Annotated in this window: 27 protein-coding genes and 1 other annotated feature; of the genes, 1 reads left to right on the top strand and 26 read right to left on the bottom strand. The window is 42.0% G+C overall.

Features of this window, described 5'->3' with window-relative positions:
- Positions 1–4: 4 nt before the first annotated feature.
- Complete coding sequence (locus tag DAHG_RS05810; protein ID WP_022937398.1) at positions 5–1,195, top strand: coenzyme F420-0:L-glutamate ligase; 1,191 nt, start codon at positions 5–7, stop codon at positions 1,193–1,195.
- A 250-nt stretch (positions 1,196–1,445) separates the two neighbouring features.
- Here DAHG_RS05810 and DAHG_RS05805 read toward each other — a convergent pair whose 3' ends face one another.
- The 26 genes from DAHG_RS05805 to DAHG_RS05675 form a co-directional block, all read right to left on the bottom strand.
- On the bottom strand, positions 1,446–1,700 hold the full coding sequence (locus tag DAHG_RS05805; protein ID WP_022937397.1) for a TfoX/Sxy family DNA transformation protein: 255 nt from the start codon (positions 1,698–1,700) through the stop codon (positions 1,446–1,448).
- A 21-nt stretch (positions 1,701–1,721) separates the two neighbouring features.
- Positions 1,722–2,378 carry a phosphatase PAP2 family protein gene (locus DAHG_RS18915; protein WP_022937396.1) on the bottom strand — a complete coding sequence of 219 codons (657 nt, stop codon included), beginning with the start codon at positions 2,376–2,378 and terminating at the stop codon, positions 1,722–1,724.
- Positions 2,379–2,434: 56 nt separating this feature from the next.
- On the bottom strand, positions 2,435–2,758 hold the full coding sequence (gene hisE, locus DAHG_RS05795) for a phosphoribosyl-ATP diphosphatase (protein ID WP_022937395.1): 324 nt from the start codon (positions 2,756–2,758) through the stop codon (positions 2,435–2,437).
- A complete protein-coding gene (hisI, locus tag DAHG_RS05790) occupies positions 2,751–3,083 on the bottom strand; it encodes a phosphoribosyl-AMP cyclohydrolase (RefSeq protein ID WP_022937394.1) in 333 nt (110 codons plus the stop codon). The genes hisE and hisI overlap by 8 nt, the downstream gene beginning before the upstream one ends.
- On the bottom strand, positions 3,080–3,844 hold the full coding sequence (gene hisF, locus DAHG_RS05785; RefSeq protein ID WP_022937393.1) for an imidazole glycerol phosphate synthase subunit HisF: 765 nt from the start codon (positions 3,842–3,844) through the stop codon (positions 3,080–3,082). The genes hisI and hisF overlap by 4 nt, the downstream gene beginning before the upstream one ends.
- 1 nt (position 3,845) lies before the next feature.
- Entirely contained in the window at positions 3,846–4,562 is a 717-nt protein-coding gene (gene hisA, locus DAHG_RS05780) for a 1-(5-phosphoribosyl)-5-[(5-phosphoribosylamino)methylideneamino]imidazole-4-carboxamide isomerase (protein WP_022937392.1), read from the bottom strand.
- The gene (gene hisH / locus DAHG_RS05775; protein WP_022937391.1) at positions 4,559–5,173 is read right to left on the bottom strand and encodes an imidazole glycerol phosphate synthase subunit HisH; all 615 of its coding nucleotides are present in this window, start codon (positions 5,171–5,173) and stop codon (positions 4,559–4,561) included. The genes hisA and hisH overlap by 4 nt, the downstream gene beginning before the upstream one ends.
- Positions 5,170–5,751, bottom strand: a complete 582-nt coding sequence (gene hisB, locus DAHG_RS05770) for an imidazoleglycerol-phosphate dehydratase HisB (RefSeq protein ID WP_022937390.1) — start codon at positions 5,749–5,751, stop codon at positions 5,170–5,172. Before hisB ends, hisH begins: the two co-directional genes overlap by 4 nt.
- Complete coding sequence (locus tag DAHG_RS05765; protein WP_022937389.1) at positions 5,748–6,758, bottom strand: pyridoxal phosphate-dependent aminotransferase; 1,011 nt, start codon at positions 6,756–6,758, stop codon at positions 5,748–5,750. The genes hisB and DAHG_RS05765 overlap by 4 nt, the downstream gene beginning before the upstream one ends.
- Entirely contained in the window at positions 6,758–8,035 is a 1,278-nt protein-coding gene (hisD, locus tag DAHG_RS05760) for a histidinol dehydrogenase (protein ID WP_022937388.1), read from the bottom strand. Before hisD ends, DAHG_RS05765 begins: the two co-directional genes overlap by 1 nt.
- Positions 8,029–8,667, bottom strand: a complete 639-nt coding sequence (gene hisG / locus DAHG_RS05755) for an ATP phosphoribosyltransferase (RefSeq protein ID WP_022937387.1) — start codon at positions 8,665–8,667, stop codon at positions 8,029–8,031. The genes hisD and hisG overlap by 7 nt, the downstream gene beginning before the upstream one ends.
- A 1-nt stretch (position 8,668) precedes the next feature.
- Positions 8,669–9,778: an ATP phosphoribosyltransferase regulatory subunit gene (hisZ, locus tag DAHG_RS05750; RefSeq protein ID WP_022937386.1), complete on the bottom strand. Its 1,110-nt coding sequence runs from the start codon at positions 9,776–9,778 to the stop codon at positions 8,669–8,671.
- Between the two features lie 35 nt (positions 9,779–9,813).
- Positions 9,814–10,050 (bottom strand) — a binding site (T-box leader).
- 280 nt (positions 10,051–10,330) lie between these two features.
- Positions 10,331–11,191, bottom strand: coding sequence for an alpha/beta fold hydrolase (locus DAHG_RS05740; RefSeq protein ID WP_022937384.1), 861 nt, complete (start codon positions 11,189–11,191; stop codon positions 10,331–10,333).
- A 105-nt stretch (positions 11,192–11,296) separates the two neighbouring features.
- A complete protein-coding gene (locus DAHG_RS05735; RefSeq protein WP_022937383.1) occupies positions 11,297–11,974 on the bottom strand; it encodes a hypothetical protein in 678 nt (225 codons plus the stop codon).
- Between the two features lie 90 nt (positions 11,975–12,064).
- Positions 12,065–12,982, bottom strand: coding sequence for a DUF7916 family protein (locus tag DAHG_RS05730; RefSeq protein ID WP_022937382.1), 918 nt, complete (start codon positions 12,980–12,982; stop codon positions 12,065–12,067).
- 53 nt (positions 12,983–13,035) lie between these two features.
- The gene (locus DAHG_RS05725) at positions 13,036–13,824 is read right to left on the bottom strand and encodes a MurR/RpiR family transcriptional regulator (RefSeq protein ID WP_022937381.1); all 789 of its coding nucleotides are present in this window, start codon (positions 13,822–13,824) and stop codon (positions 13,036–13,038) included.
- An 83-nt stretch (positions 13,825–13,907) separates the two neighbouring features.
- Complete coding sequence (gene htpG, locus DAHG_RS05720; protein WP_022937380.1) at positions 13,908–15,824, bottom strand: molecular chaperone HtpG; 1,917 nt, start codon at positions 15,822–15,824, stop codon at positions 13,908–13,910.
- 126 nt (positions 15,825–15,950) lie between these two features.
- Positions 15,951–16,277: a DUF3784 domain-containing protein gene (locus DAHG_RS05715; protein ID WP_022937379.1), complete on the bottom strand. Its 327-nt coding sequence runs from the start codon at positions 16,275–16,277 to the stop codon at positions 15,951–15,953.
- A gap of 13 nt (positions 16,278–16,290) precedes the next feature.
- Positions 16,291–16,764 (bottom strand): pyridoxamine 5'-phosphate oxidase family protein, encoded by a 474-nt coding sequence (locus DAHG_RS05710; protein ID WP_022937378.1) that lies wholly within the window; start codon positions 16,762–16,764, stop codon positions 16,291–16,293.
- Positions 16,765–16,843: 79 nt separating this feature from the next.
- Positions 16,844–17,320 carry an SLOG family protein gene (locus tag DAHG_RS20475; RefSeq protein ID WP_022937377.1) on the bottom strand — a complete coding sequence of 159 codons (477 nt, stop codon included), beginning with the start codon at positions 17,318–17,320 and terminating at the stop codon, positions 16,844–16,846.
- Between the two features lie 298 nt (positions 17,321–17,618).
- Positions 17,619–18,977, bottom strand: a complete 1,359-nt coding sequence (locus tag DAHG_RS05700) for a PFL family protein (protein WP_022937376.1) — start codon at positions 18,975–18,977, stop codon at positions 17,619–17,621.
- 12 nt (positions 18,978–18,989) lie between these two features.
- On the bottom strand, positions 18,990–19,259 hold the full coding sequence (locus DAHG_RS05695; RefSeq protein WP_022937375.1) for an ACT domain-containing protein: 270 nt from the start codon (positions 19,257–19,259) through the stop codon (positions 18,990–18,992).
- Between the two features lie 105 nt (positions 19,260–19,364).
- The gene (locus DAHG_RS05690) at positions 19,365–19,796 is read right to left on the bottom strand and encodes a C-GCAxxG-C-C family protein (protein WP_022937374.1); all 432 of its coding nucleotides are present in this window, start codon (positions 19,794–19,796) and stop codon (positions 19,365–19,367) included.
- The gene (locus tag DAHG_RS05685; protein WP_022937373.1) at positions 19,796–20,425 is read right to left on the bottom strand and encodes a GDSL-type esterase/lipase family protein; all 630 of its coding nucleotides are present in this window, start codon (positions 20,423–20,425) and stop codon (positions 19,796–19,798) included. The genes DAHG_RS05690 and DAHG_RS05685 overlap by 1 nt, the downstream gene beginning before the upstream one ends.
- A gap of 10 nt (positions 20,426–20,435) precedes the next feature.
- Positions 20,436–22,580, bottom strand: coding sequence for a Tex family protein (locus DAHG_RS05680; protein ID WP_022937372.1), 2,145 nt, complete (start codon positions 22,578–22,580; stop codon positions 20,436–20,438).
- A 36-nt stretch (positions 22,581–22,616) separates the two neighbouring features.
- Entirely contained in the window at positions 22,617–22,868 is a 252-nt protein-coding gene (locus DAHG_RS05675) for a hypothetical protein (protein ID WP_022937371.1), read from the bottom strand.
- Between the last annotated feature and the right edge of the window lie 64 nt (positions 22,869–22,932).

Genomic DNA, 22,932 nt, shown 5'->3' with positions numbered 1-22,932 from the left:
TCTTATGGAAAGAAAAGTTGGAACTATATCAAGAGGTGTCCGCTGTCCAATCATTCGTGAGGGTGATGATCTGGCAGCCATTGTAGCCTCTAGCGTACTTGAAGCTGCAGAAGCAGAAGGCTTTGAACTAAGAGACAAGGATGTTGTGGCAGTTACTGAATCAATCGTTGCCAGAGCACAGGGTAATTATGCGTCTACAGATGCGATTGCCGAAGATGTAAGAAAGAAGCTTGGCGGTGAAACCATCGGTGTCATTTTCCCGATTCTTAGCCGCAATCGTTTTTCAATTTGTCTTAAAGGAATTGCCAAGGGTGCGAAAAAAGTAGTATTAATGCTGAGTTATCCAAGTGATGAAGTCGGCAATGAGCTAGTATCTTTAGATATGCTTGATGAAGCCGGCATCAACCCTTACAGTGATGTACTGACCTTAGAAAAATACCGTGCATTATTCGGTGAAAATAAACATACCTTTACTGGTGTAGATTATGTTGATTATTACAGCTCGCTGATTAAAGAAAGCGGTGCTGAGGTTGAAATCCTATTTGCGAATGATCCAAGAGTGATTCTTGATTATACTAAACGGATTCTGACTTGTGACATTCATACCCGCCAGCGTACAAAACGCCTGCTAAAAAAAGCCGGTGCAGAAGTTGTATGCGGCTTGGACGATATCCTGAATGCCAGTGTAAATGGCAGCGGCTATAATGAGCAATTTGGTTTGCTTGGTTCAAACAAGTCCACCGAAGAGAGCGTTAAGCTGTTCCCGCGAAACTGCATGCCGTTTGTTGAAGCGGTTCAGCAGCAATTAAAAGCAGGCTGCGGAAAGCATATCGAAGTTATGGTTTATGGTGATGGCGCGTTCCGTGATCCTGTCGGCAAAATCTGGGAATTGGCTGATCCATGTGTATCACCTGCTTATACTGACGGACTTGAAGGTACTCCGAATGAATTAAAGCTGAAATATCTGGCAGACAATGATTTCTCTGATTTGAATGGTGAAGCATTAAAAGCTGCCATCAGCGAAAAGATTAAATCAAAAGATGATAATCTTGTTGGCTCAATGGCTTCCCAGGGTACTACACCACGGCGTCTGACCGATTTAATTGGTTCTCTCTGTGATTTGACCAGCGGATCTGGTGACAAGGGAACACCGATTGTATTGGTACAGGGCTACTTTGATAATTATACGAATTAATCATCCATTTAAAACAATAAAATCCAGGCTCACTGAACAGGTGCCTGGATTTTTTTATACTTATAAGAATTACGTTTTACCATGTATTAACAAGAATTCTTTTGTTTTTCTAACTGAGTATTTTTAATAGCCGATTAAAGTTTTACACATTTTTCCAAGCTTTTGACTCATTTATTACACATTTCTCCAAATCCAGCTTATTTAAGAACATAAAAAAATAATCCATGGTTTACCCACAGATCATTTTTCATTATAAGTTTTTAAAAAACTGCTTCAGATCCTGTTTGACCTCATCAGCTAACAGATTATCTCTAACTCCTTCAATAGCTCCTTCAATACCATAGAGCATATGCAGGCAGGCTCCCTCATCCACCTGTTCCCTGATTTTAATAAAAGCTGTTTTGGCTCCCATTAAACATAATTCTTCTTCATTATGCACACCAATCTGCAGCAACGCGTCTTCCAATACCTTGCCGACATTTGGCAGCTTGCTAAGCTCGCTCATACGATCACCTCTGCCTTAATCTTAGTCCTTTTTATCATTTAATTCAAGCAGACAATATTTTCTGGTACATGAAGTAAAACAAATCAGTATCGCCAATGCCGCAGCCGCGCCGGCTAACACATCGCTGGCATAATGCACACCCAAATAAATACGGCTCAGCATGATTAAAACAATCAATAAACTTAGTAAGCAAGTAAACAGATACTTCTGCCATTTTACTTCGAGCTTATGCCAGATCAAATAGATTAAATAGCCATAAAAGGCCATCGCCGCCATCGAGTGACCGCTGGGAAATGAATAGCCATCAATTTCAATCAGCCGGTAACCAATCGGTCTTGGTCTGATGAAAAGCTGTTTCAAGAGAACATTACTGGCTGCGGTTATTGCCAGATTGCTGATCATTAAACAAGCCAGTACACGCTTTTTCATTAGCATTAAAAGCAGTGCGCCGATGGCACATAAAAGAACTAAGCCCAGCGTCCCGCCTAATTCAGTCAGCATGCGCATCAGCGGCGTCAGTGTTTTAGAGATTGCAAGTGATACAAAAGTATAGACTTGCTGATCAAATGCGGAAAGCTGATTCAGCTTCAACGCACAGGCAATAAATAAAAAGATACAGACAGCCATGGTAAGCAGCAGCTGCCGGCGATATTTTTTCAGCATTTCAAATAATTTCATCCAATCACTCATTTCTTAGTGATTAGGATAACACAACTCAGATAAATTATCAATTTTTACAGTTTCTCAATCGGTTTGCGTTCTGCCTTCAGATTATGTGTTTTAGCGGAACGTCTGCCTAATTCTTCGCATACATCAGCCAATGGAATATCTAACTGCGCAAGCAGTACCATCAGATGATACATTAGATCACAGACTTCATTCACCTGTTCGCTTTTATCATCTTTCATTGCCGCGATTACTACTTCACAAGCTTCCTCACCGACTTTTTTTAATATTTTTTCTAAGCCCTTATCAAACAGATAGGCGGTATAGGAGCCTGCCTCTGGATTTTGTTTGCGGTCTTTGATGGTAAGATATAGATTTTCAAATTCATTCATCACTTTCTTCTCCTTTAATTGTCCGATAGAAACAGCTTTGATGACCGGTATGACAGGCGGCTCCCTCTTGTCTGACCAGCAGCAAAAGCGTATCCGCGTCACAATCAACATAGATGGCTTCCACATGCTGATAATGACCGCTGGTTTCTCCCTTTGTCCATAGTTCTTGACGGGAACGGCTGTAGTAGCAGGCCAGCCCGCTTGCCAGCGTGCGTTCAAGACTGGCTTTTGACATATAGGCCAGCATCAGCACTTGCCGGCTTGTGCTGTCTTGTACAATGGCGGGTATTAAACCATGATTCTTTTCAAAATCCAACTCGATCATAGGCTTTTCCTCACAGCGATTCCCGCTTCAGCCAAAGCATTCTTGACTTCCTTGACTGTAAGCTTTCCATAATGAAACAGCGAAGCCGCCAATGCCGCGTCTGCCGCATCTGCAAGGAATACAGCTTTAAAATCATCAAGGCTGCCGCAGCCCCCTGATGCAATTAAAGGCACACGGGCAACCTTCTGCACTGCCTGAAGCATCTCAAGATCATAGCCCTGCTGGGTACCGTCCGCATCCATACTCGTCAACAAGATCTCACCGGCACCTAACCGCTGTCCTTCCTTTACCCATTCAATCAAATCCAGCCCGCTGTCCTTCTGACCACCCTGAGTATAGACATTCCAGCCGCTGTTAGACCGCTTTTTCGCGTCAATCGCCAACACGATGCACTGGCTGCCAAACTTATCAGCACCAGCGCGTATTAATTGCGGGTCATAAACCGCCGCTGAATTTAATGAAACCTTATCAGCACCTGCCAATAACAGTTTTCTTATATCATCGAGTGAGCGAATGCCGCCGCCAACCGTAAAGGGAATAAAAATCTCTTTAGCTACCGCCTCAACAAGCTCACGCATCGTTTCCCGTTTTTCATTGGTCGCTGTAATATCTAAAAACACTAATTCATCGGCACCTTGTTCATAATACTGACGAGCCAGTTCAACCGGATCGCCGACCTCCTTTAAACCAAGGAAGTTAATTCCCTTCACAACACGACCATCCTTAACATCAAGGCACGGTATTATTCTTTTTGTATGCATATCAAGCCTCCCGGCAGAGCTTAACTGCTGCCTCAAGATCGATGGTATTCGCGTAAATCGCTTTACCCATAATAGCGCCGTCCATGCCGATAGCTTTCAAATCCCGAAGGTTTTGAAGGTCACGGATGCCGCCGCTGGCAATGATTTGAAGTGATACTTGTGAGCGCAGCGCTTTTAACATCGTCAAATTAGGCCCTTGTAATGTACCATCAGTTTTAATGTCTGTCACAATGAGCGTCAAAACCCCCAGTGCTTCCAGATGCTTCGCAAATTCAATATAATTGACCTGGCTTTCAGATAGCCAGCCGCGCACACAGACAAAACCATCCTTACAATCAACGCCGACCGCGATCTGATCGCCGTAACGAGCCAGCGCGGCCTTTAAAAATGTTTCATCTTCTAAGGCTGCCGTACCTAAAATCACCCGTTTTACACCGCAGTTCAGATAAGCTTCAATGGCTTCCATCGTGCGGATACCGCCGCCGACCTCAACCGGCATTTCAGCCTTCTGCACAATCTTGGCGATTAATGCCTCATTCACCCGCTGACCGCATTTTGCGCCATTCAAATCGACGACATGCAGCAGCTGAGCCTTGGCATGATTCAACCGCTTTAAAATGCTGTCAACCTCACCAACTGCTTCCCCTTTTTCATAATCACCTTGAAACAGCCGTACTGCCTGTCCATCAAGCAGATCAATTGCCGGAATACAGATCATATTTGTTCCTCCACAAAATATTTTAATATTTTCAAGCCGGTCTCACCGCTTTTTTCCGGATGAAACTGGACACCGATGATATTCTCATGACGAATCAACCCGCATAAGCGCATCGTTCCATAATTTGAATAAGCAAGCAGATCCTTCTCATCAATTTCAGAAGCATAATAAGAATGCACATAATAGACATAGGCTTCATCATCAATCAGAGAGGTTATCACATCCTGGCCGCATAACTCAAGGCGGTTCCAGCCGATATGCGGAATCTTAACACTTGTATCCTGCATTTTCACAACCTTGCCCTTCAGATAGCCCAGCCCCTGTGTCAGCGCACCTTCCTCGCTGCTTTCAAACAGAACCTGCATACCGAGACAGATCCCTAAGAAGAGCTTTTTCTGATCCAATACCGCCGTATTTAATACCTCGATCAAACCATTTTCCCGCAGATTTCGCATACAGTCACCAAAGGCACCGACACCGGGCAGAATTATTTTATCCGCGGCCAAGATTTGTTCCTTATCGGCGGTAATCATATAATCGGCATTGAGCTTCTTTAAAGCATTTTCTACACTGCGCAGATTGCCCATGCCATAATCAATTACGGCAATCATGCTAATAACCCCTTGGTGCTGGGCAGCTCATCACCGCTAATTTGCACAGCCTGCCTTAAAGCGCGGCCCAAGCCTTTAAATACCGCTTCAATCTTATGATGATCATTGGTTCCATAGGCAACATTCACATGCAATGTAATACCCGCATTAAAGCTGAACGCGCGCAGAAATTCTTCAAGCATCTCACAGGAAAAGCCGCCGATCTGTTCACGTTTTAATTCAAAGTGATAAACTAAATAGCTGCGTCCTGACAGATCCAACGTTACATTTGCCAATGCTTCATCCATCGGCAGACTCATAAAACCATACCGATTGATTCCCCGTTTATCCGCTAACGCTGTTTTAAAGCATTCACCTAATAAAATACCGCAGTCTTCAATCGTATGATGATCACACACATCAAGATCACCATCAGCCATCAGCTCCAAGTCAAAATTGGCATGGAAGGCAAATAATTCAAGCATATGATTGAAAAATCCGATACCGGTCGCAATCTTACTTTGACCGCTGCCGTCAAGGTTGAGTGAACAGCTGATTTTTGTTTCTTTTGTTACTCGCTGCATCTTGCATGTTCTCATAAAATCTCCTTATCCGCCTGTTTAAGCAGGCTTATGATCCGCTCATTCTGATCAGGACTGCCAATCGTAATACGAAAGCCGTCATCGCTATAATCACGGATCTTTATATCGTCAAGCAGGCTCATAAAGACTGCTTTTCTTTTGCTTCTGAAATAAATAAAATTAGCTTTAGAAGGATATACAGTAAAATGCTTTAATGATTGACAGGCTGCCAGCATCTTTTCCCGTTCATGGATAATCTGCGCTGTACGGGGTGCGAAGATTTCATCATGTTTTAAAACAATCGATGCCGCCCGCTGAGAAAAGCTGTTCACATTATAAGGCACCTTAGCTGCCTTTAAACGCTGAATCATGGCGGGATTACTGATGGCGAAGCCAACTCTTAAGCCTGCCAAGCCATAAGCCTTGGATAAAGTGCGGGTGAGTATCAGATTCTCATAAACAGCAAGCTTATCAATCATTGATTCATCATTAAACTCCGCATATGCCTCATCAATGATTACCGGTATCGGCGCCGCAGCTTCCACCAATTGACATAAGTCAGCCGCTGACAGTGCTATGCCGGAAGGATTGTTTGGATTAGAAAATAAGATTAAATCCGCCTTTTTCCCCATCTGAATGAATGCGTCAAGATCAAAGGGACGATGCAGATCATGCTGAAATTTAAGCAGTTCGGCCTGATGAACGGAAGCATAATAGTCATACATTGAAAAATCGGGATCAAGGGTTAATACGCTCTTGTTAGCTGCCAAAACACTGATTAATAAGCCCAGCAATTCATCACTGCCATTGCCGGCAATTAATTGTTCTGTTGATAGGTTCATCACTTTCGCATAAGCGTTCAGTAATTCTTTACATTCATCATCAGGATAACGGTTATAAGCCAAGTCAAGAGCTGCCTGAGCAATTTCTTCTCTAACGGTAAGCGGCAGATTTTCACCGCATTCATTAGCATTCAATAAGATCCCCTGACTCTGCGTTACCTGATAGGTTTTAATCGTCTTCATCACATCCGCACCTTGACCGCATTGGCATGTGCCTGCAGATTTTCTGATTCGGCGAGGGTTACAATCTTTGATCCATAGGCTTCAATTGCTTCCTTCGAATAGTAAAGAAAAGAAGAACGCTTCACAAAGCTGTCCACCGAAAGCGCGCTGGCAAAGCGGGCTGTACCGTTGGTCGGCAGTACATGATTGGTACCGCCCCAGTAATCGCCGACACTCTCACATGTGTAATAGCCGAGAAATACACTGCCGGCATTGCGTACTAAGCCTAACAGCGCCCATGGGTCGGCAACCATTAATTCAAGATGTTCCGGAGCAATCACATTGGCAACCTCCACACAATCAGCAAGTGTCTCACAGAGAATTAATTTACCATAAGCTTTTAATGATTCCGCTATAATAGCCTGTTTAGGCAACTGTTCACTTTGCCGTTTCAATTCTTCACAAACCTGATCCGCCAGCTTTGATGAGGTCGTAACCAGAATGGCAGAAGCCATTGGATCATGCTCTGCCTGTGATAATAAATCAGCAGCTGTATAATCAGCTCTTGCCCCCTCATCCGCGATCACTAAAATCTCACTGGGCCCCGCAATCATATCGATATCAACAGTGCCATAGACAAGCTTTTTAGCGGCTGCCACATAAATATTACCCGGGCCGACAATTTTATCAACCCGCGGTATGGTTTCACTGCCATAAGCCAGTGCTGCGATTCCCTGCGCGCCGCCTGCCAGATAAACCTCATCGACACCGGCCAGCTGTGCCGCATAGGCGATTTTTGGATCAAGCTGACCGCTCTTGCTGGGCGGTGTAATCATAACGATGCGCTTCACCCCAGCTATTTTAGCGGGCAAAACATTCATCAATACACTTGATGGATACTGAGCTCGGCCGCCTGGCACATAAACACCGACACGCTCTAACGGCAGGACCCGCTGGCCTAAACAAATACCTAAGGATTGCTGCTGAAGATAATTGTTCTGCTTCTGCGCTTCATGAAAGGCTATAATATTATCCTTAGCCTTTGTCATTGCTTCCTTAAACGCTTCATCCGCCGCCGCTGCCCATTCATTAAGCGCTTCATCACTCACTCTTAAGCTAGTCAGCTCAATGCCGTCAAAAGCTTTCGTATACCGAATGATTGCTTCATCACCATGCTGACGCACATCGCTCAGAATTAACTGCACTTTACTTAATACCTCATAGCTTAAATCATCACTGCGGCTGCGCAGGTATGCTTCCAGCTTTTTTGTTTCCGACTGTTTAATTCGCTCTAACATGATTCATCCTCCATCACTTTCTTCAAATCTTCTAAAAGCTGTGAAATTTCTGCCTGTTTTAATTTAAAGCTGGCCTTATTCACAATTAATCTTGCCGATAAATCACAAACGGTATCAAAAACCACCAGCCCGTTTTCCCTGAGCGTTGACCCCGTCTCCATAATATCAACAATACCATCACATAAGCCTAAAATCGGCGCCAGTTCCACCGAACCGTCAATCTTAATAATTTCTACATCCATACCTCTTTTTTGAAAATATTCCCGGCATACGTTAGGATATTTCGTACCAATCTTAATGTGGCCAAACTTCATTAAAGGGTTCTTATCTTTTAAACCCGCGACGATAAATTTACAGCAGCCCATCTTCAGATCCAGCAGCTCATAGGTCTCATTCATATTTTCCAGCAAAGTATCCTTACCGACGACACCTATATCTGCCACGCCATGATTCACATAGGTGATGCAGTCATTTGCTTTGACCAGAAAATAGCGTATATCCTTAACCTGATCCTGAAATACTAATTGACGTCCCTTATCTTTTAAAGCCTCGATGCCATAACCGGCTGCCGCCAATCTTTCCACAGTCTGCTTTTCTAAACGTCCCTTGGTTAACGCAATTGAAAGACTCATTCTATCCCTCCTCAAACCATACAATGTCAGCCTGATCATCAACCCGCAGCTCGACAATTCCCTGCTGACGCAAGAGCGCTGCTTGTTTTAACGCCTCTACCTGTTTACATAACGGATATACCAGAACATGTTTTTTAACACTCACATCACTCATCAGCGGCAGCAGCTGATCCAGCTTGATTGAAAACCCAATCGCCGGCATCGCTTTGCCGAACTTCTCAATCAGATGATCATAACGGCCGCCGCTGATTACCGCACTGCCGGCACCTTGCGCATAAACCTCAAAAATCAAACCGCTGTAATAATTCAGATGCGGTACCTTACTTAAATCATAAGTAATTGCAGCATCGCTAAACATCGTTAACGCCGCATGCTGTTTTTTCAAGGCCAGCACGATTGCACGCAATTCATCATTGAAGCAATAGGACAAAGCCTCATCTAAGATATCCGCTTTACCGCACAGCCATGGCAGCCGCAGAAAGAATGCCTTGCCCGCATCATCCAACTGCAGCTTGGATACTTGTTCATGAAGGGCCGGCAGATTCTTCCTGTCAATCAATTCAGCCATTAAAGCCTGCTGATCATCCACAATGCCATAGGCTAAACAAGCTTGATGAAAAAAATTCACGTTGCCGATCTCAAGCACACTGTCTTTTAATGAAAGCTGATCAATCACCTCACACGCACAGCACAGCACCTCCAGATCGCCTTCCTGCTCATTCATGCCGATCAATTCAATCCCACAGTCGCTCACTTCATTCTGCTTACCAGCTAAATGCTCCTTAACCTTATAGACATTGGCGCAATATCGAAAACGAAACGGCGGCTGCTGATCCTTGAAACGGGCTGCTACCAATCTTGCGATGGGTACCGTCATATCCATCCTTAAAGTTAAAATCTGTCCCTGCTGATCAAAGAACTTATACATCTCCTCATCCTTGGGCAGCATGAAGCCAGTCTGATAAGTCCGATAATATTCAATAGCCGGTGTAATGATTTCCTCATATCCCCAACGCTCGAAAACCGCTTCAATACGATTCTGCATTAATCTTTTAATTCGGCACTCGCGCTGCAGAAGATCGCGGGTTCCCTCCGGAATACTGAATTGCATCTTTATGCCTCCTTTAAATACAAAAAAGCTTTCATCCTAAGGACGAAAGCTGACTTCGTGGTTCCACCTTATTTTATTGACATCTCACAATGCCAACCTCTTCAAGTACAAACATACTCTAGCATGATAACGGATGCAGGGACCCGTTCAGGATTACTTCATTCACCCTGACTGCTCGTGGATGTGTTCAAACTGTTAAACAGGCTTTCTTCCACCAAACGAAAGCTCTCTATACTGCGCCCAGCTCTACTCTTTCCAGTCTTAACATTATTTCTGATTCAATCATAACGCTGAAGAAAATGGATGTCAACCATTTTCTGTAAATTTTCATTAAAATGTAATAATTTGCATTCAACAGACAAATTTAAGTGCACTCATCTCCACCCGATATATACCAGCCTTACCTATCTTTTAATAACATTATTGTATTCTAACTTTTTGCTTAAAATAAATAAAAACTTTAATTTTTATAATATATTTTGTCTATTATTAATAAATCAGTAATAAAAAAAACGGTGATATTAATCTGACAATCATTTCAATTGTACTATTTCACATAAGAAATTGAATAATCATTTGTTTCTCAGTTTTCGTTAAGCTATGCATATGCCCTCTGCCTGCCAATAAATAAGCAGTACAGCTGACAAGCATTTTTTCAGCCTGTGGAATTACCCGTTCAGCTGGAAACATACAATCCTTTTCGCCTGCCATTACAAGCGTAGGAGCGAGACATTTTCGTATTTTATTCGGATCTGCATCACTTGGCATCCCCGCTTTGATTCTTGCGTTATCAATGCTGCACTTTGCCGTTTCAAGCGCGTCATGATCAATGTTTTCCTCAGATACAGCCATTGGCAAAATGGTTTTAATCAACCATTTCGGTTTATGTGTAAGCCGATAGAACAGCATTGGCAATGCCATGCTTATTAAATGGATAGCAGGCGCATTCTTTATTCCTGATGGCACATAAAGCACCGCTTTTTCAATTTTTTCAGGAGCCGCGCACATCGTTTTGGCAAGGATGCCTGCCCCAAAAGAACCGCCGAAACATCGTATTTTCTGGAATCCAAGATTAGATATCACTTCACTTGCCCATTTGCCATAATCATAATTATTAGGCGATAAAGTAGTTTCAGCACTTTTACCGGGATGCCCCATTGTATCAACGGCATAAACATGAAAATTCTCCAACAGAAACGTACACGCTAATAAATTATAGGCGGTAGTCGCATTGCCGCCATGAAATACAAGCAGAGGCGGCCCCGCTTGAATCCCTGCTTCAATTAGATGCGTTTGACCAAAGGAGGTCGCTATATAAATATCGTGATAAGGCACATTAAGTCTCGATAACTGTTCATCATATAGATCGATTATTTTTTGCTTTCCCTGTGCTGATTTATATATCGATTTCATAAATCCTCCATGTTTTCAGATTCTGGATCTGTAATATATCTGATATTTTAAAAACAGCTGCCCTATAAAAGCAAATTCAGGGCAGCTTGTTTCTGATTATAATAACTATTTCTTATGTTTCTTTTCGCCGATCTTTTCAGCAAGTAATTCCAGCTTCGCCTTATAAGCCGCATTTTCAGCCAATGGCACCGCTTCATCAAAAGCCGCTTTCGCATTATCCATTTCATCCAGCATCGTATACAGAATAGCCAGACGTTCAAGATACATTGCCTTAACCTCGCCCTCATTCTCATCAGCAAGAGCGCGCAGCTCCGCAATTCTCTCACGGTTAGGATGAATATAAATATCCATTAATAAATCAACTTCACTGCAGATCAGCTCTGCATTTTTATCCTTAGCGGATAAAGTCTTAATCAGCGGTGCGATTTCTTCACACATCTTCTTATTTTCCTTACCTAAGAAATATGGGAAAGTTAGATTTAAGAAAGACAGCTTTTCTTTATCACGAATCTTTAAAGGCAGCAAAGTCTTTAAAATTTCCGTTGCTTTTTTTTCATTATCATTCTTCGTATAGAAATTTAACTTATAGTAATATAAATGATAAGGTGTAAATAAGAACTTAGCCAATCTTGAATCACAGATCTCATTCAGCCGTTTTTCATCATTATTCAGCAGTACCTTGTAAAGTTCGTCAATTAAAGCATTGGATTTTTTCTTTTTCCAAATATAATAAATTAAATAAATAATCGCAAAAATCCCTAAAACTATCAAATATTGTTGCATGATAACCCTCTCTTATTCTCTAATATATACATTCATTCTAACAGTTTTAGTCACTTTCTGCAATAACAACCATCAGACAGCCCGCTTGCATTATCGATTAATTGATCTTGCCATACGGGCATATGTATGACGCTTGCCTCTAATGGCAATGCTGTATGTCATAATACTTTCTGGTACCACCGGCGCAAAACCCGCGTCACCTACATGATGAAGATCCGTACCGCACATCTTGCACATCAAGGCAATATCACGGATCGTAGCTTCCTCAGCGCCTTCCTGGGAGGTGCCGATCGATGTCAGTGTCAAGGCATCTAAAGAATGAGCGTACGCAATCATATCCTTTACATAATTTAAAGTGATTCCCGGTACTGTACCCGGCGCTGGTATCAAAATGACATCCGCTCCCGCTTCGACAAACGCACGGATCGTATCCTTTGTGATAATGTTTTCGCCAGCTTCACTTTTTGAACCTGCGGCATGCATCTTACCTGCCATCAATACAACATCATCACCGACTGCTTCCTTCATCATTTTCAACGTCTCAATGATTGTCTGATTGCTGACACCGGTGCCTGGATTGCCGGTCAGCAAGATAAAATCAATGCCCAGCGCTTTTGCTTTTAGCGCCGTATCCACACTAGCCTGCCGGCCTTCACAGATCGCTTTAATTTGACCCATTGTCTCTGCCCTTGGATCAACGGGTTCTAAATTAACCCCAATCAATCGGCCACTCAGTCTTTTTAATTCACGAATAACCTCACTGTCATCTGCCACTTGGATTCCGTCAATACGTGGATGATTCACATCAAACATATTCAATAAAAGAATATCCGCGCCAAATGCCGCACTGATTTCCGCGTTGCTAATCGGGGGCAGTAAACTGTCATGACACAGAGAACACTCTGCAATCAACACGCGTCCCTCACTTGCCTCTAATGATTCCAGCAATTCTTTTTTATTCATTGCCTCCATATCAGAAAAATCACAATCCAAAAAACGTTTCATCATCTTTACCTCCTGTTTACAGCTTCAGTATAACAGGTGTCTTTGATAAACGCTGTTCAGCTTTTTTCCAATTTTGGAAAATTCGCATAGGCAAACGCAAGCTTCACGAAAAGACAAGAAATCTGAGCGGCTGTATCCAGAATTGTATCCTTAAATTGAAAAGGAAAAATATAAGGTGTCAGCTCTTTAAATGTTTCTTCATAGGTAGCAGTAATGATTAAAAATGTTTTCCCTTCACCCTTCAGCTTAATCAGCCAGTTCCAATGCTCCTTGATCCATGTTCCCTGCAAGCTGATAAGCCAAATCAAAGCTGATGACTTTAAGCGATACGCCATAAAATCCTCATCGAGATCTCTTGGCACACCCTGTACCTGAATATGAAACATCTCCAGATAATTGCGCATCACATGCACACAGGTATAGCTGTAAGGGGCATAACAGACACCGATTTCCATCCCCGCCCGCATCAATGAAGCTGCTTTTTGAATCATTGCTTCATCATGATACTGCATATAAAAGGCTAGGTTATGCTGTTCCTGCTCTAAATAAGATAAACATGCCTGTTTATAGCTGGTTTGGGCAAGTTCAAGCTGTTTAGGAATCACCTGAAGCTGCTCATCACAAATACAGTCATTCCGCAGCTCCTTAAAGCTTTTATAATTTAATTTATGACAAAACTTAGTAACTGCTGAAGCTGTCGTACAAGCCTGCTTTGCGATATCTTCAATCAGTATGTTGGGAAAGCGATTATATTCCCTCATCAAAACAACGGCAATCTCATAATCCACAGAGGATTTTTCAGCTGTATATAAGAAAACCAGCAGACGAATATAGGCATTATTCATAATCGACTTCTTTTGCCTTGGTTTATTGATTTTTCCATCCCGGCGCTCCTTTTATAATGATGAAAAAGAGTGGACAGCCACTCTTATTCTTTACTTGCATCAACCATTAAATTACAAATCTTATTTGAGAAACTGATTGGATCATCTAAATCAAAGCCTTCAATTAGTAATGCCTGATCATAAAGCAGATCCGCATAATCCTTAACCTTATCCTTATCACGGCCATACAGCTTCTGTAAAGCTTCAAAAATCGGATGATTTGGATTAATTTCCAAAATACGGGTTGCCTTCATACCGTATGGATTACCCTCAGGCATCTGGGACAATACTTTTTCCATTTCAAAGCTCATACCCTCACCGGCACTCAAACATACCGGATGACTCTTTAAGCGAGTTGAAATAACAACATCACTTACTTTATCCTTTAATGTTTCCTTCAGATCAGACAGCATATCTTTATTTTCTTCTGCCTTTTCCTCGATTTCCTTCTTTTCTTCTTCACTTTCAAGATTCAAATCACCTTGAGCGATATTTTTGAAATTCTTCTCCTGATAATTCATCATTACCTGAAGAGCAAATTCATCGACATTATCTGTCAGATAAAGGATTTCATAACCCTTATCCTTTACCAGTTCTGCACTTGGCAGTTTATCCAATTTATCAAGATTATCACCGGCTACATAATAGATAACATCCTGTCCCTCTTTCATACGGCTCACATATTCATCAAGCGTTGTCAGCTTCATTTCATGGGAAGATGTAAACATCAGCAGATCCTGCAGCATCTCCTTATGCATACCATAATCATTATAAATACCAAATTTAATCTGCAGGCCAAAGTTCTTCCAGAACTTTTCATACTCCTCGCGATCATTCTTCAGCATATTTACTAATTCAGATTTAATCTTCTTTTCAATCTTAGAAGCGATCGCTTTTAACTGACGGTCATGCTGAAGCATTTCACGGCTGATATTCAAGCTCAGATCCTGTGAATCGACAAGACCGCGCACAAAGCGGAAATATTCCGGAATTAATTCACTGGCCTTATCCATGATAAAGACTCCGCGTGAATACAGCTGCAGGCCCTTCTCATATTCATTGCTGTAATAATTATAAGGTGCCTTTGACGGAATAAACAGTAAGGTATCGAAATTTACACTGCCTTCCACATGTGTGTGAATCACCTTCTGAGGATCCATGTAATCATTAAATTTATTCTTGTAGAATTCATTGTATTCTTCTTTGGTTATCTCTGATTTATTTCTTTTCCATAAAGGCACCATTGAATTCAATGTCTTTTCTTCGACAACCAGCTGCATTTCTTCGCTGCCTTCTTCTTTTGGTTCTTCATGTGATACAAACATTGTAATCGGATAACGGATATAATCAGAATACTTCTTAATCAGATTTTCAATCTCATAGGTTTCAAGATACTGTGAATATTTCTCATCTTCACTGTCTTCCTTCAACACTAAAGTAATCGTTGTACCATGCTCCGCTTTTTCACATTTATCGATTGTATAGCCATCGACAGCATTGCTTTCCCAGCGGTATGCCTCTTCTTCTCCAGCTTTGCGGCTTTCCACAACAACATCACTGGCAACCATAAAGGCAGAATAGAAACCGACACCAAATTGTCCGATGATATCAACATCCTCATCATTCTTTTCTTCTGCTTCCATTTTTTCCTTAAAGGCTAAAGAACCGCTCTTGGCAATCGTACCTAAGTTTTCTTCAAGCTCATCCTTGTTCATACCAATACCATTATCACTGATGGTAAGAGTACGGTGTTCTTTATCCACTGACAGCTGAATTTTCAGCGCTGAACGATCTGCCGTAATATTCTCATCACTCAATGATAAATAATAATACTTATCGATCGCATCACTGGCATTAGAAATCAATTCTCTTAAAAAGATTTCCTTATGCGTATAAATAGAATTGATCATCAGATCAAGTAATCGTTTTGACTCAGCTTTAAATGCTTTCTTTTTGCTCATGTTGATCCCTCCATTAGCACTCATCATATTTAAGTGCTAATGATATTATAATCCATCTCTGTTAAAATTCAAGCATAAAATAAAAAAAGTTCGTTAACGAACTTAATTTTTGCTATAAACAATCCTTTACCGCTTTCTTTGTGACTTAACCGCATTAATTATTAAATAGATAAAAAGCAGGCCGATCAAAGAAAATCCTACGATCAGTATCCGCATATCTAAAGTAAATACATAAATCGTCTCTAAAGCGAAGAATAACGCCAGAGTGCCGTAGACGATGCTCGCCAGACGATATTCCGCCTTTTTATCAAAGGTTTTCTTTTCAGCTTCACTGCTCCATATAAAACGATTAGTAAAAATCGGGCCTTTTTCACACAGCATTAAAATACAATAAATCAAAAGCAGCAATGCAAGTCCCCCGCAAATTACACCCACTATGCTTTGTATCAGCATTTACATCACCTGCCTAAATCGGTAACAGACTGATTTGCGGAGTAAAGGGAATAATTTTAGCTTCATGCTTTGTAAAATCCATGATATATCCGAAACCATCAGTATGAAAAAAACCTTCTGTTAATTCAATCCGCACATAACACATATCCTTATCCGCTTCATTATTATGCGCAAAATACCAAGGCTCAAATACTTGAATCAGCTTGGCGCGGATATCTTTGTTTTGCTCATCAAGCGGATGTCCGGCATAATAAGCTAAACCATTAAATGTATGAAATGAATTACATAAGGATACCTGCGGGTTCATCCTTAATTCTTTTACCTTATTTGACTGAGCATAGGTGACAATCCAGAATACACCCTCATCATAATAAGTATCCACTACCCGCTGAGAGGGTTTTGATTCCTTCACTGTCGCTAAAACAAATGTCCGATCCTGACTGAATAAGGCTGACAGCTTCTGCAGTCCAACTTCATAAGCATCCATGGAAATCACCTTCCTGTTTCTCTTATAGTAGCACTGAAAACAGGAACAAGCAATATAAAAGGAGGCTGAACCTCCTTATTTAGTCGATGCTTAAAATAAGCTTATTCATTTGCGCCGCTTTTCTTGCCAATCTTGATTCTTCACTGTTCAGCGTAACAATGGTATCACAATGCTCCAGAAGATAATTATCCAGTTTCTGATAGCTATCATTCTCATAATGCCGATTAAGCATTACCAGTTTGGTACAAAGCTGATGAATCGTAAAATAACGCTCACGGTGATTCTCATTCCAATAGGTTGGCTGTTCCTCATAAGGACAGACACAGATCAGACTTACATTGGGATACACTTCCATCTTTTCAAGTACGATTTCAGCAGTCCACATCTCTATCCCCCGTCGCACACCGCTCATAAACACACATTCTCCCTCTTTGATCAAAGTGTCGATTTTATCTGTCAGTGCCTTTTTAATACGCTGACATTCCACTGAATTTTCATCCTTCGCATATTGCAGATGATCGTAAACCGGTCCATCAAAACAGATCGTACGTTTCATAATTGTGTCTCCTTTAGTCATTGATTTTTATATCATCCTATCATTTTCAATGATTACTATTTTCACCTTATTTCATGATATTCAGATACTTTCATTTTTATTATAAACTTTACATTTTAAAGTTACAACAGCTTAACCGCCGCTTGTAATAGTTAACGTTAAAATACATTTAGCCCAATAATCAGTACATAAACGTTAATTATCCAGTTATTTTGTTTATCTATCAATATTTAATTTAATCGTAAAAAAAATTTGCTGACTCATTTAAAAAAGCTCTTTTTGATAAAAGAGCTGAATTTTAATTTTTAAGACTTTGCAACGGAGCCGGAATTCTTCCGCCTCGATTGATCATCACAGCACTTGAACAGCGATTAATTTTCATGATTGGACCACTGCCAAGCAGACCGCCAAACTCCAGATCCATGCCTTCTTCGACACCGATAGCAGGAATTGCACGGACAGCTGTTGTCTTAGAATTAACCATACCGATTGCAGCCTCATCAGCTATAATTGCCGCAATCGTTTCGGCCGGTGTATCACCTGGCACAACGATCATATCAAGACCCACAGAGCATACCGCTGTCATAGCTTCCAGTTTTTCAATGCTTAGCGCACCGCTGCGGGCTGCATTAATCATGCCGGCATCCTCAGAAACAGGAATAAAAGCACCCGATAAACCGCCGACTGAGCTTGATGCCATAACGCCGCCCTTTTTCACCGCGTCATTAAGCATTGCCAGACAGGCTGTCGTACCATGGGTACCGCATGTTTCAAGACCCATTTCTTCTAAAATATAAGCCACAGAATCACCGATGGCCGGTGTCGGCGCCAATGAAAGATCAACGATACCAAAAGGCACACCTAACCGGCGGCTCGCTTCTGTTCCGACAAGCTGTCCCATACGGGTAATCTTAAAGGCTGTCTTTTTAATAATATCCGCCAGTTCATGCATCGGCAGATCCTTTGGTGCCTTAGCCAGCGCGGCTCTTACAACCCCTGGGCCGGACACCCCGACATTAATCACACAGTCAGCTTCCCCGACACCATGAAAAGCACCCGCCATAAACGGATTATCTTCAGGTGCATTACAAAAAATAACCAGCTTGGCAGCACCGATACAATTACGGTCTTGAGTGAGCTTGGCAGCTTCCACAACCTTTTCACCCATAATCTTAACTGCGTCCATATTAATACCGGCTTTTGTAGAGCCGATATTTACTGAGGCACAAACATGATCCGTCTGCGCTAAAGCCTGCGGAATCGCGTTCATCACTTCTAAATCACCAGCTGAAAAGCCCTTTTGAACAAGTGCTGAAAAACCGCCGATAAAATTAACACCGACACTTTGCGCGCAGCGCTCTAAAGTTAAAGCATATTTGATAGGATCACCGCCGCTGACTGCCGCCAGCATCGCAATCGGTGTCACTGAAATACGCTTATTGATTACTGGGATACCGTATTCTTTTTCAATATCATTGCCAGTCTTAACCAAATCCTTGGCTAAGCGAGTAATCTTGTTATAGATTTTCTCACAGGATTTATCAATATCCGCGTCAGCACAATCAAGCAAAGAAATACCCATCGTTATTGTACGGATATCCAGATCCTCTTCATCAATCATTTTGATGGTTTGTAAAATATCATTAGCATTTAACATAAGCTTCACCTGTTAAATACGATGCATGGAATTGAAGATATCTTCATGCATCACATGGATTTTCAGATTGTTCTGATCACCATATGCAGACATATGATCAACAAAATCCTTAAAATCACAATTGATATGGCTGATATCAATCATCATAATCATGGCAAACATTTCCTGCATAATATTTTGGCTTACCTCCAAAACATTCGCGTTGACATCTGCGCACTCTTTTGAAACCTTAGCTAAAATCCCTACACTATCCTTACCCAAAACACTTACTACAGCTTTCATTTTCGTTCTCCTTATACGTCTTCTTATTTTATCGTTAAAGTATTAAATTGACAAGATTTTTCGCACCAACAATTCATTTTTTTGTGTTCAAATAAAATACATGGCTTACCGCATGTTTCCGCTGCAGACACAGCTGTTTTTAAGCTCCTCAATGATCCTTACGCTGTCTTCAACACAGCCCGGACAGCTGCGCAGCATCGGCTGTGATCCCATCCCCTTTAATTGAGCACATTGAGTCGATTGATTCATGGTCTCAAACATTTTCAGTCCCTGCTGAATCAGCTTGTATGTTTGGCCGCGGGTTTGCTTATCGCCCAGCTTTCCAGAGCTGTTCAGCAACGAAATCACCATGGCCATACCCAGCAGGGCACCACATGTCAGCTGACAGCCAGCCAATCCTGAACCAAAGCCTTCAGCCATGCGATAGGCATCTGCTTCACTGATATTGGCTGCATCAGCGTAAGCGCAGACAACCGCCTGCGCACAATTATAACCATTGCGCTGATTAGCGAGCGCTTTTTCTACATAGTCATTCACTAAAAACTCACCAGCCATTCATTGAGTCTATTCGCAAGACGCTCATACCCCTGCGCGTTCAAATGCAGGCCGTCGGTTGTCATTTCATCAATCAGCGAGCCCTGCGCATCTGAAAATAACGCAAACAGATCAAGCACCTCTACATGATTCAGTTCATCCTTTAAGGCCATCATTTCATTGCCCAGCATTTTTAATGTACGATTGTTTCTGGCCCGTGTCTTTTGTCTTGATTCATCAATTGGCAGCGGCGTCATTATACCGATCTTAACTGCCCGCAGCTGCCTGCTGATGGAAGAAATCATATTATAAAGCGCAAACGTAATATCCAGACAGTCAAATTCATGGGCATCATCAAGATCATTTGTGCCAATCAAAAAAATGATTTTGTCCGGCTTCATACGAATCACTGAGTCAAGCACTAAATACAAGGTCTGCGAAGTAGCGCCATCAATCCCGCAGTTTATAACCTCTTTGTTTATGTCAAGCAGATGTTCATCAAAACGATTGATCAGTGAATCACCCAACAAGACGAATGAGCCCTCATGCGCTTGTTCACCCCATGCTTGAATCTGCATGATTTTATCAACCTGATATGCCTCACAGCGATCTTGTAATTCTCTTTGATTCATGCTGTCCTCCTTATGGCTCCAGCATCGTCAGCTGAACCTTCTGCTTTTCTTCATCGATTTTCTTTACCCAAACCGTAATAATATCACCGACGGATACAATTTCACTTGGATGTGAAAACTTCTCTTTGCTCATGTTGCTGATATGTACCAGTCCGTCTTCATGCATGCCAATATCGACAAAGGCACCGAAATCCACAACATTACGAACAGTTCCTTCCAGTTTTTCATTAACCTTTAAGTCTTCCATCTCCAAAATATCACTTCTTAGAAGCGGTGCATCATAGCTGTCACGATAATCTCTCAGCGGTGCGGCAATCGCTTCTAAAATATCATTTAATGTATATTCATCAAGTCCGCATACCTTCATTAATTGTTCACGATCAGCGCCGGCAGCCTTTTCCTGAGCCTGTAAGGACCCAATCTGCTGCGGATCAACAGTCAGCTCTTTCAATACATGATAAGCGGCATCATAGCTCTCCGGATGGATGCTTGTACGGTCAAGAATTTCACTGCCGTCCTCAATGCGTAAAAATCCGGCAGCCTGCTGGAAGCTCTTGGCGCCAATCTTTGGTATTTTAATTAATTCCTTACGGCTGCTGATACCACCGTTGCTGTCACGATAATCAACAATGGACTTCGCACTGGCAGCACTCAAACCGGATACATTTTTAAGCAGCTCCGGACTGGCTGTATTCACATTGACACCTACCAGGTTAACAGCCTTAGACACTACGAAATCCAACCGCTGTTTCAGCTGACTGGCTGGCAGATCATGCTGATACTGACCAACGCCAATTGACTGCGGATCAATCTTAATTAACTCTGCCAGCGGATCAAGGATACGGCGGGCAATCGAAATCGCACTGCGCTGTTCCACATGCAGATCCGGAAATTCCTCACGCGCCAGCTTACTCGCACTATATACTGATGCTCCGGCTTCCGATACCATGGTAAAAGCTATATTCAATTTATTCTCACGGATAAATTCAGCAACAAACTTCTCACTTTCACGTGAGGCTGTACCATTGCCGATAGCGATGATATCAATTGGATAGCGGGTACATAAATCAAGCAGAATGCGCTTAGCTTCCTGAACTCTCGCATTGGGCTGATGCGGATAAATAACACTGACCGTCAGCATCTTCCCCGTCTTATCGATGACCGCTAATTTACAGCCGGTTCTAAACGCCGGATCAAAGCCGAGAATCGTCTTGTTCTTCATTGGCGGCTGCAGCAGCAGACGTTCAAGATTCATCGAGAATACATCAATGCTTGATTTCTGCGCACGTTCACTTAATTCAGCGCGGATCGTATTTTCAATTGATGGAATAGCCAGCCGCTTAATGCCGTCAGTCACCGCCATTTCGATCTGTTCCTTTACGATGCTCTCACGGTTTTTAGTAAACCGGCGGATTGCCCAATTGATACAGTATTGCTCATCAAATTGAATGGATACGGTAATTACCTTTTCCTTTTCCGCCCTATCCATTGCCATGATACAGTGATTCGGAATGGAAATCACCCGGCTCGTAAAATCATAATACATCTTATAAACCTTGCGCTCATCCTCATGTTTTTTCTTTTCCTTAGTTACGATTTTACCGTAATTATTCATGCTGTCCTGTAGCTTTTTACGTATTTCTAAATCATCGCTTGCCATTTCCGCAAGTATATCTCTGGCTCCCTGCAACGCTTCTTCAGCCGTTGTAACCTTTTCATTGAGATATTTTGCCGCTTCATTTTCGACATTGCCCTGCTTAGGCAGCGTCAGCATCCATTCAGCAAAGGGTTTCAGCCCCTTAGCCACGGCATCCGTTGCCCTTGTTTTGCGTTTCTGCTGATAAGGACGGTAGATATCTTCAATCTGACTCAGCTTTGTGCAGGCTGCCAGCTGCGCCTTGATTTCATCGGTCAATTTACCCTGTGTCTCAATCAATCTGGCGACATCTTCCTTACGCTTGGTAAGCGCCGCCTGATATTCATATTTTTCAGAAATAACACGGATCTGTTCCTCATCAAGTCCCCCTGTCATCTCCTTGCGATAACGGGCGATAAAAGGAACTGTATTGCCTTCTTCAAGCAAAGCTAATGTACTTTTAATTTGATTTACTGATATATTAAGTTCTTTCGCGATCGGCGCGATTAAATGTTCCATACTGCTACCTCTTTTCTCTCTATGATTATAATGCTTTTATTTTTTTGTTCCAGTCTTGACAGCCTTAAGCTCAAGAATGGTTTCACCTGGATTCATTGTCAGAAATATCTTGCTGATACGCGGATGTTTGATTTGTTTGCGGACCAGCTGAGCCAATTTATCACCATGATTGGAGCCATGAATGACAACCAGCTCATTCACTGATGAAGGACAGCTGTCTAATGTTTTTAAAAGATATGCCTTGGCTTGTGATGTCAAACAGCCATGTAGATCAATTGTTTTTCGCATAATGCCTCCCAGCCACTATTATATCATAAATAAGGGGTGTCTTTTATTCCTGATTAAGATATAA

Origin of the sequence: Dielma fastidiosa, assembly GCF_000313565.1 — a bacterium.
Taxonomy (GTDB): Bacteria; Bacillota_I; Bacilli_A; order Erysipelotrichales; family Erysipelotrichaceae; genus Dielma; species Dielma fastidiosa.
Note: the sequence above shows the minus strand (reverse complement) of the source record. Positions and strands in the feature narration are given on the sequence as shown.

What these genes read in the sequence shown, in the direction of transcription:
- DAHG_RS05810 (WP_022937398.1), top strand. Translation starts at nt 5, where the DNA reads ATGGAAAGAAAAGTTGGAACTATATCAAGAGGTGTCCGCTGTCCAATC.
- DAHG_RS05805 (WP_022937397.1), bottom strand. Translation starts at nt 1,700, where the DNA reads ATGAGCGAGCTTAGCAAGCTGCCAAATGTCGGCAAGGTATTGGAAGAC.
- DAHG_RS18915 (WP_022937396.1), bottom strand. Translation starts at nt 2,378, where the DNA reads ATGAAATTATTTGAAATGCTGAAAAAATATCGCCGGCAGCTGCTGCTT.
- hisE (WP_022937395.1), bottom strand. Translation starts at nt 2,758, where the DNA reads ATGAATGAATTTGAAAATCTATATCTTACCATCAAAGACCGCAAACAA.
- hisI (WP_022937394.1), bottom strand. Translation starts at nt 3,083, where the DNA reads ATGATCGAGTTGGATTTTGAAAAGAATCATGGTTTAATACCCGCCATT.
- hisF (WP_022937393.1), bottom strand. Translation starts at nt 3,844, where the DNA reads ATGCATACAAAAAGAATAATACCGTGCCTTGATGTTAAGGATGGTCGT.
- hisA (WP_022937392.1), bottom strand. Translation starts at nt 4,562, where the DNA reads ATGATCTGTATTCCGGCAATTGATCTGCTTGATGGACAGGCAGTACGG.
- hisH (WP_022937391.1), bottom strand. Translation starts at nt 5,173, where the DNA reads ATGATTGCCGTAATTGATTATGGCATGGGCAATCTGCGCAGTGTAGAA.
- hisB (WP_022937390.1), bottom strand. Translation starts at nt 5,751, where the DNA reads ATGAGAACATGCAAGATGCAGCGAGTAACAAAAGAAACAAAAATCAGC.
- DAHG_RS05765 (WP_022937389.1), bottom strand. Translation starts at nt 6,758, where the DNA reads ATGAAGACGATTAAAACCTATCAGGTAACGCAGAGTCAGGGGATCTTA.
- hisD (WP_022937388.1), bottom strand. Translation starts at nt 8,035, where the DNA reads ATGTTAGAGCGAATTAAACAGTCGGAAACAAAAAAGCTGGAAGCATAC.
- hisG (WP_022937387.1), bottom strand. Translation starts at nt 8,667, where the DNA reads ATGAGTCTTTCAATTGCGTTAACCAAGGGACGTTTAGAAAAGCAGACT.
- hisZ (WP_022937386.1), bottom strand. Translation starts at nt 9,778, where the DNA reads ATGCAATTCAGTATTCCGGAGGGAACCCGCGATCTTCTGCAGCGCGAG.
- DAHG_RS05740 (WP_022937384.1), bottom strand. Translation starts at nt 11,191, where the DNA reads ATGAAATCGATATATAAATCAGCACAGGGAAAGCAAAAAATAATCGAT.
- DAHG_RS05735 (WP_022937383.1), bottom strand. Translation starts at nt 11,974, where the DNA reads ATGCAACAATATTTGATAGTTTTAGGGATTTTTGCGATTATTTATTTA.
- DAHG_RS05730 (WP_022937382.1), bottom strand. Translation starts at nt 12,982, where the DNA reads ATGATGAAACGTTTTTTGGATTGTGATTTTTCTGATATGGAGGCAATG.
- DAHG_RS05725 (WP_022937381.1), bottom strand. Translation starts at nt 13,824, where the DNA reads ATGAATAATGCCTATATTCGTCTGCTGGTTTTCTTATATACAGCTGAA.
- htpG (WP_022937380.1), bottom strand. Translation starts at nt 15,824, where the DNA reads ATGAGCAAAAAGAAAGCATTTAAAGCTGAGTCAAAACGATTACTTGAT.
- DAHG_RS05715 (WP_022937379.1), bottom strand. Translation starts at nt 16,277, where the DNA reads ATGCTGATACAAAGCATAGTGGGTGTAATTTGCGGGGGACTTGCATTG.
- DAHG_RS05710 (WP_022937378.1), bottom strand. Translation starts at nt 16,764, where the DNA reads ATGGATGCTTATGAAGTTGGACTGCAGAAGCTGTCAGCCTTATTCAGT.
- DAHG_RS20475 (WP_022937377.1), bottom strand. Translation starts at nt 17,320, where the DNA reads ATGAAACGTACGATCTGTTTTGATGGACCGGTTTACGATCATCTGCAA.
- DAHG_RS05700 (WP_022937376.1), bottom strand. Translation starts at nt 18,977, where the DNA reads ATGTTAAATGCTAATGATATTTTACAAACCATCAAAATGATTGATGAA.
- DAHG_RS05695 (WP_022937375.1), bottom strand. Translation starts at nt 19,259, where the DNA reads ATGAAAGCTGTAGTAAGTGTTTTGGGTAAGGATAGTGTAGGGATTTTA.
- DAHG_RS05685 (WP_022937373.1), bottom strand. Translation starts at nt 20,425, where the DNA reads ATGAATCAAAGAGAATTACAAGATCGCTGTGAGGCATATCAGGTTGAT.
- DAHG_RS05680 (WP_022937372.1), bottom strand. Translation starts at nt 22,580, where the DNA reads ATGGAACATTTAATCGCGCCGATCGCGAAAGAACTTAATATATCAGTA.
- DAHG_RS05675 (WP_022937371.1), bottom strand. Translation starts at nt 22,868, where the DNA reads ATGCGAAAAACAATTGATCTACATGGCTGTTTGACATCACAAGCCAAG.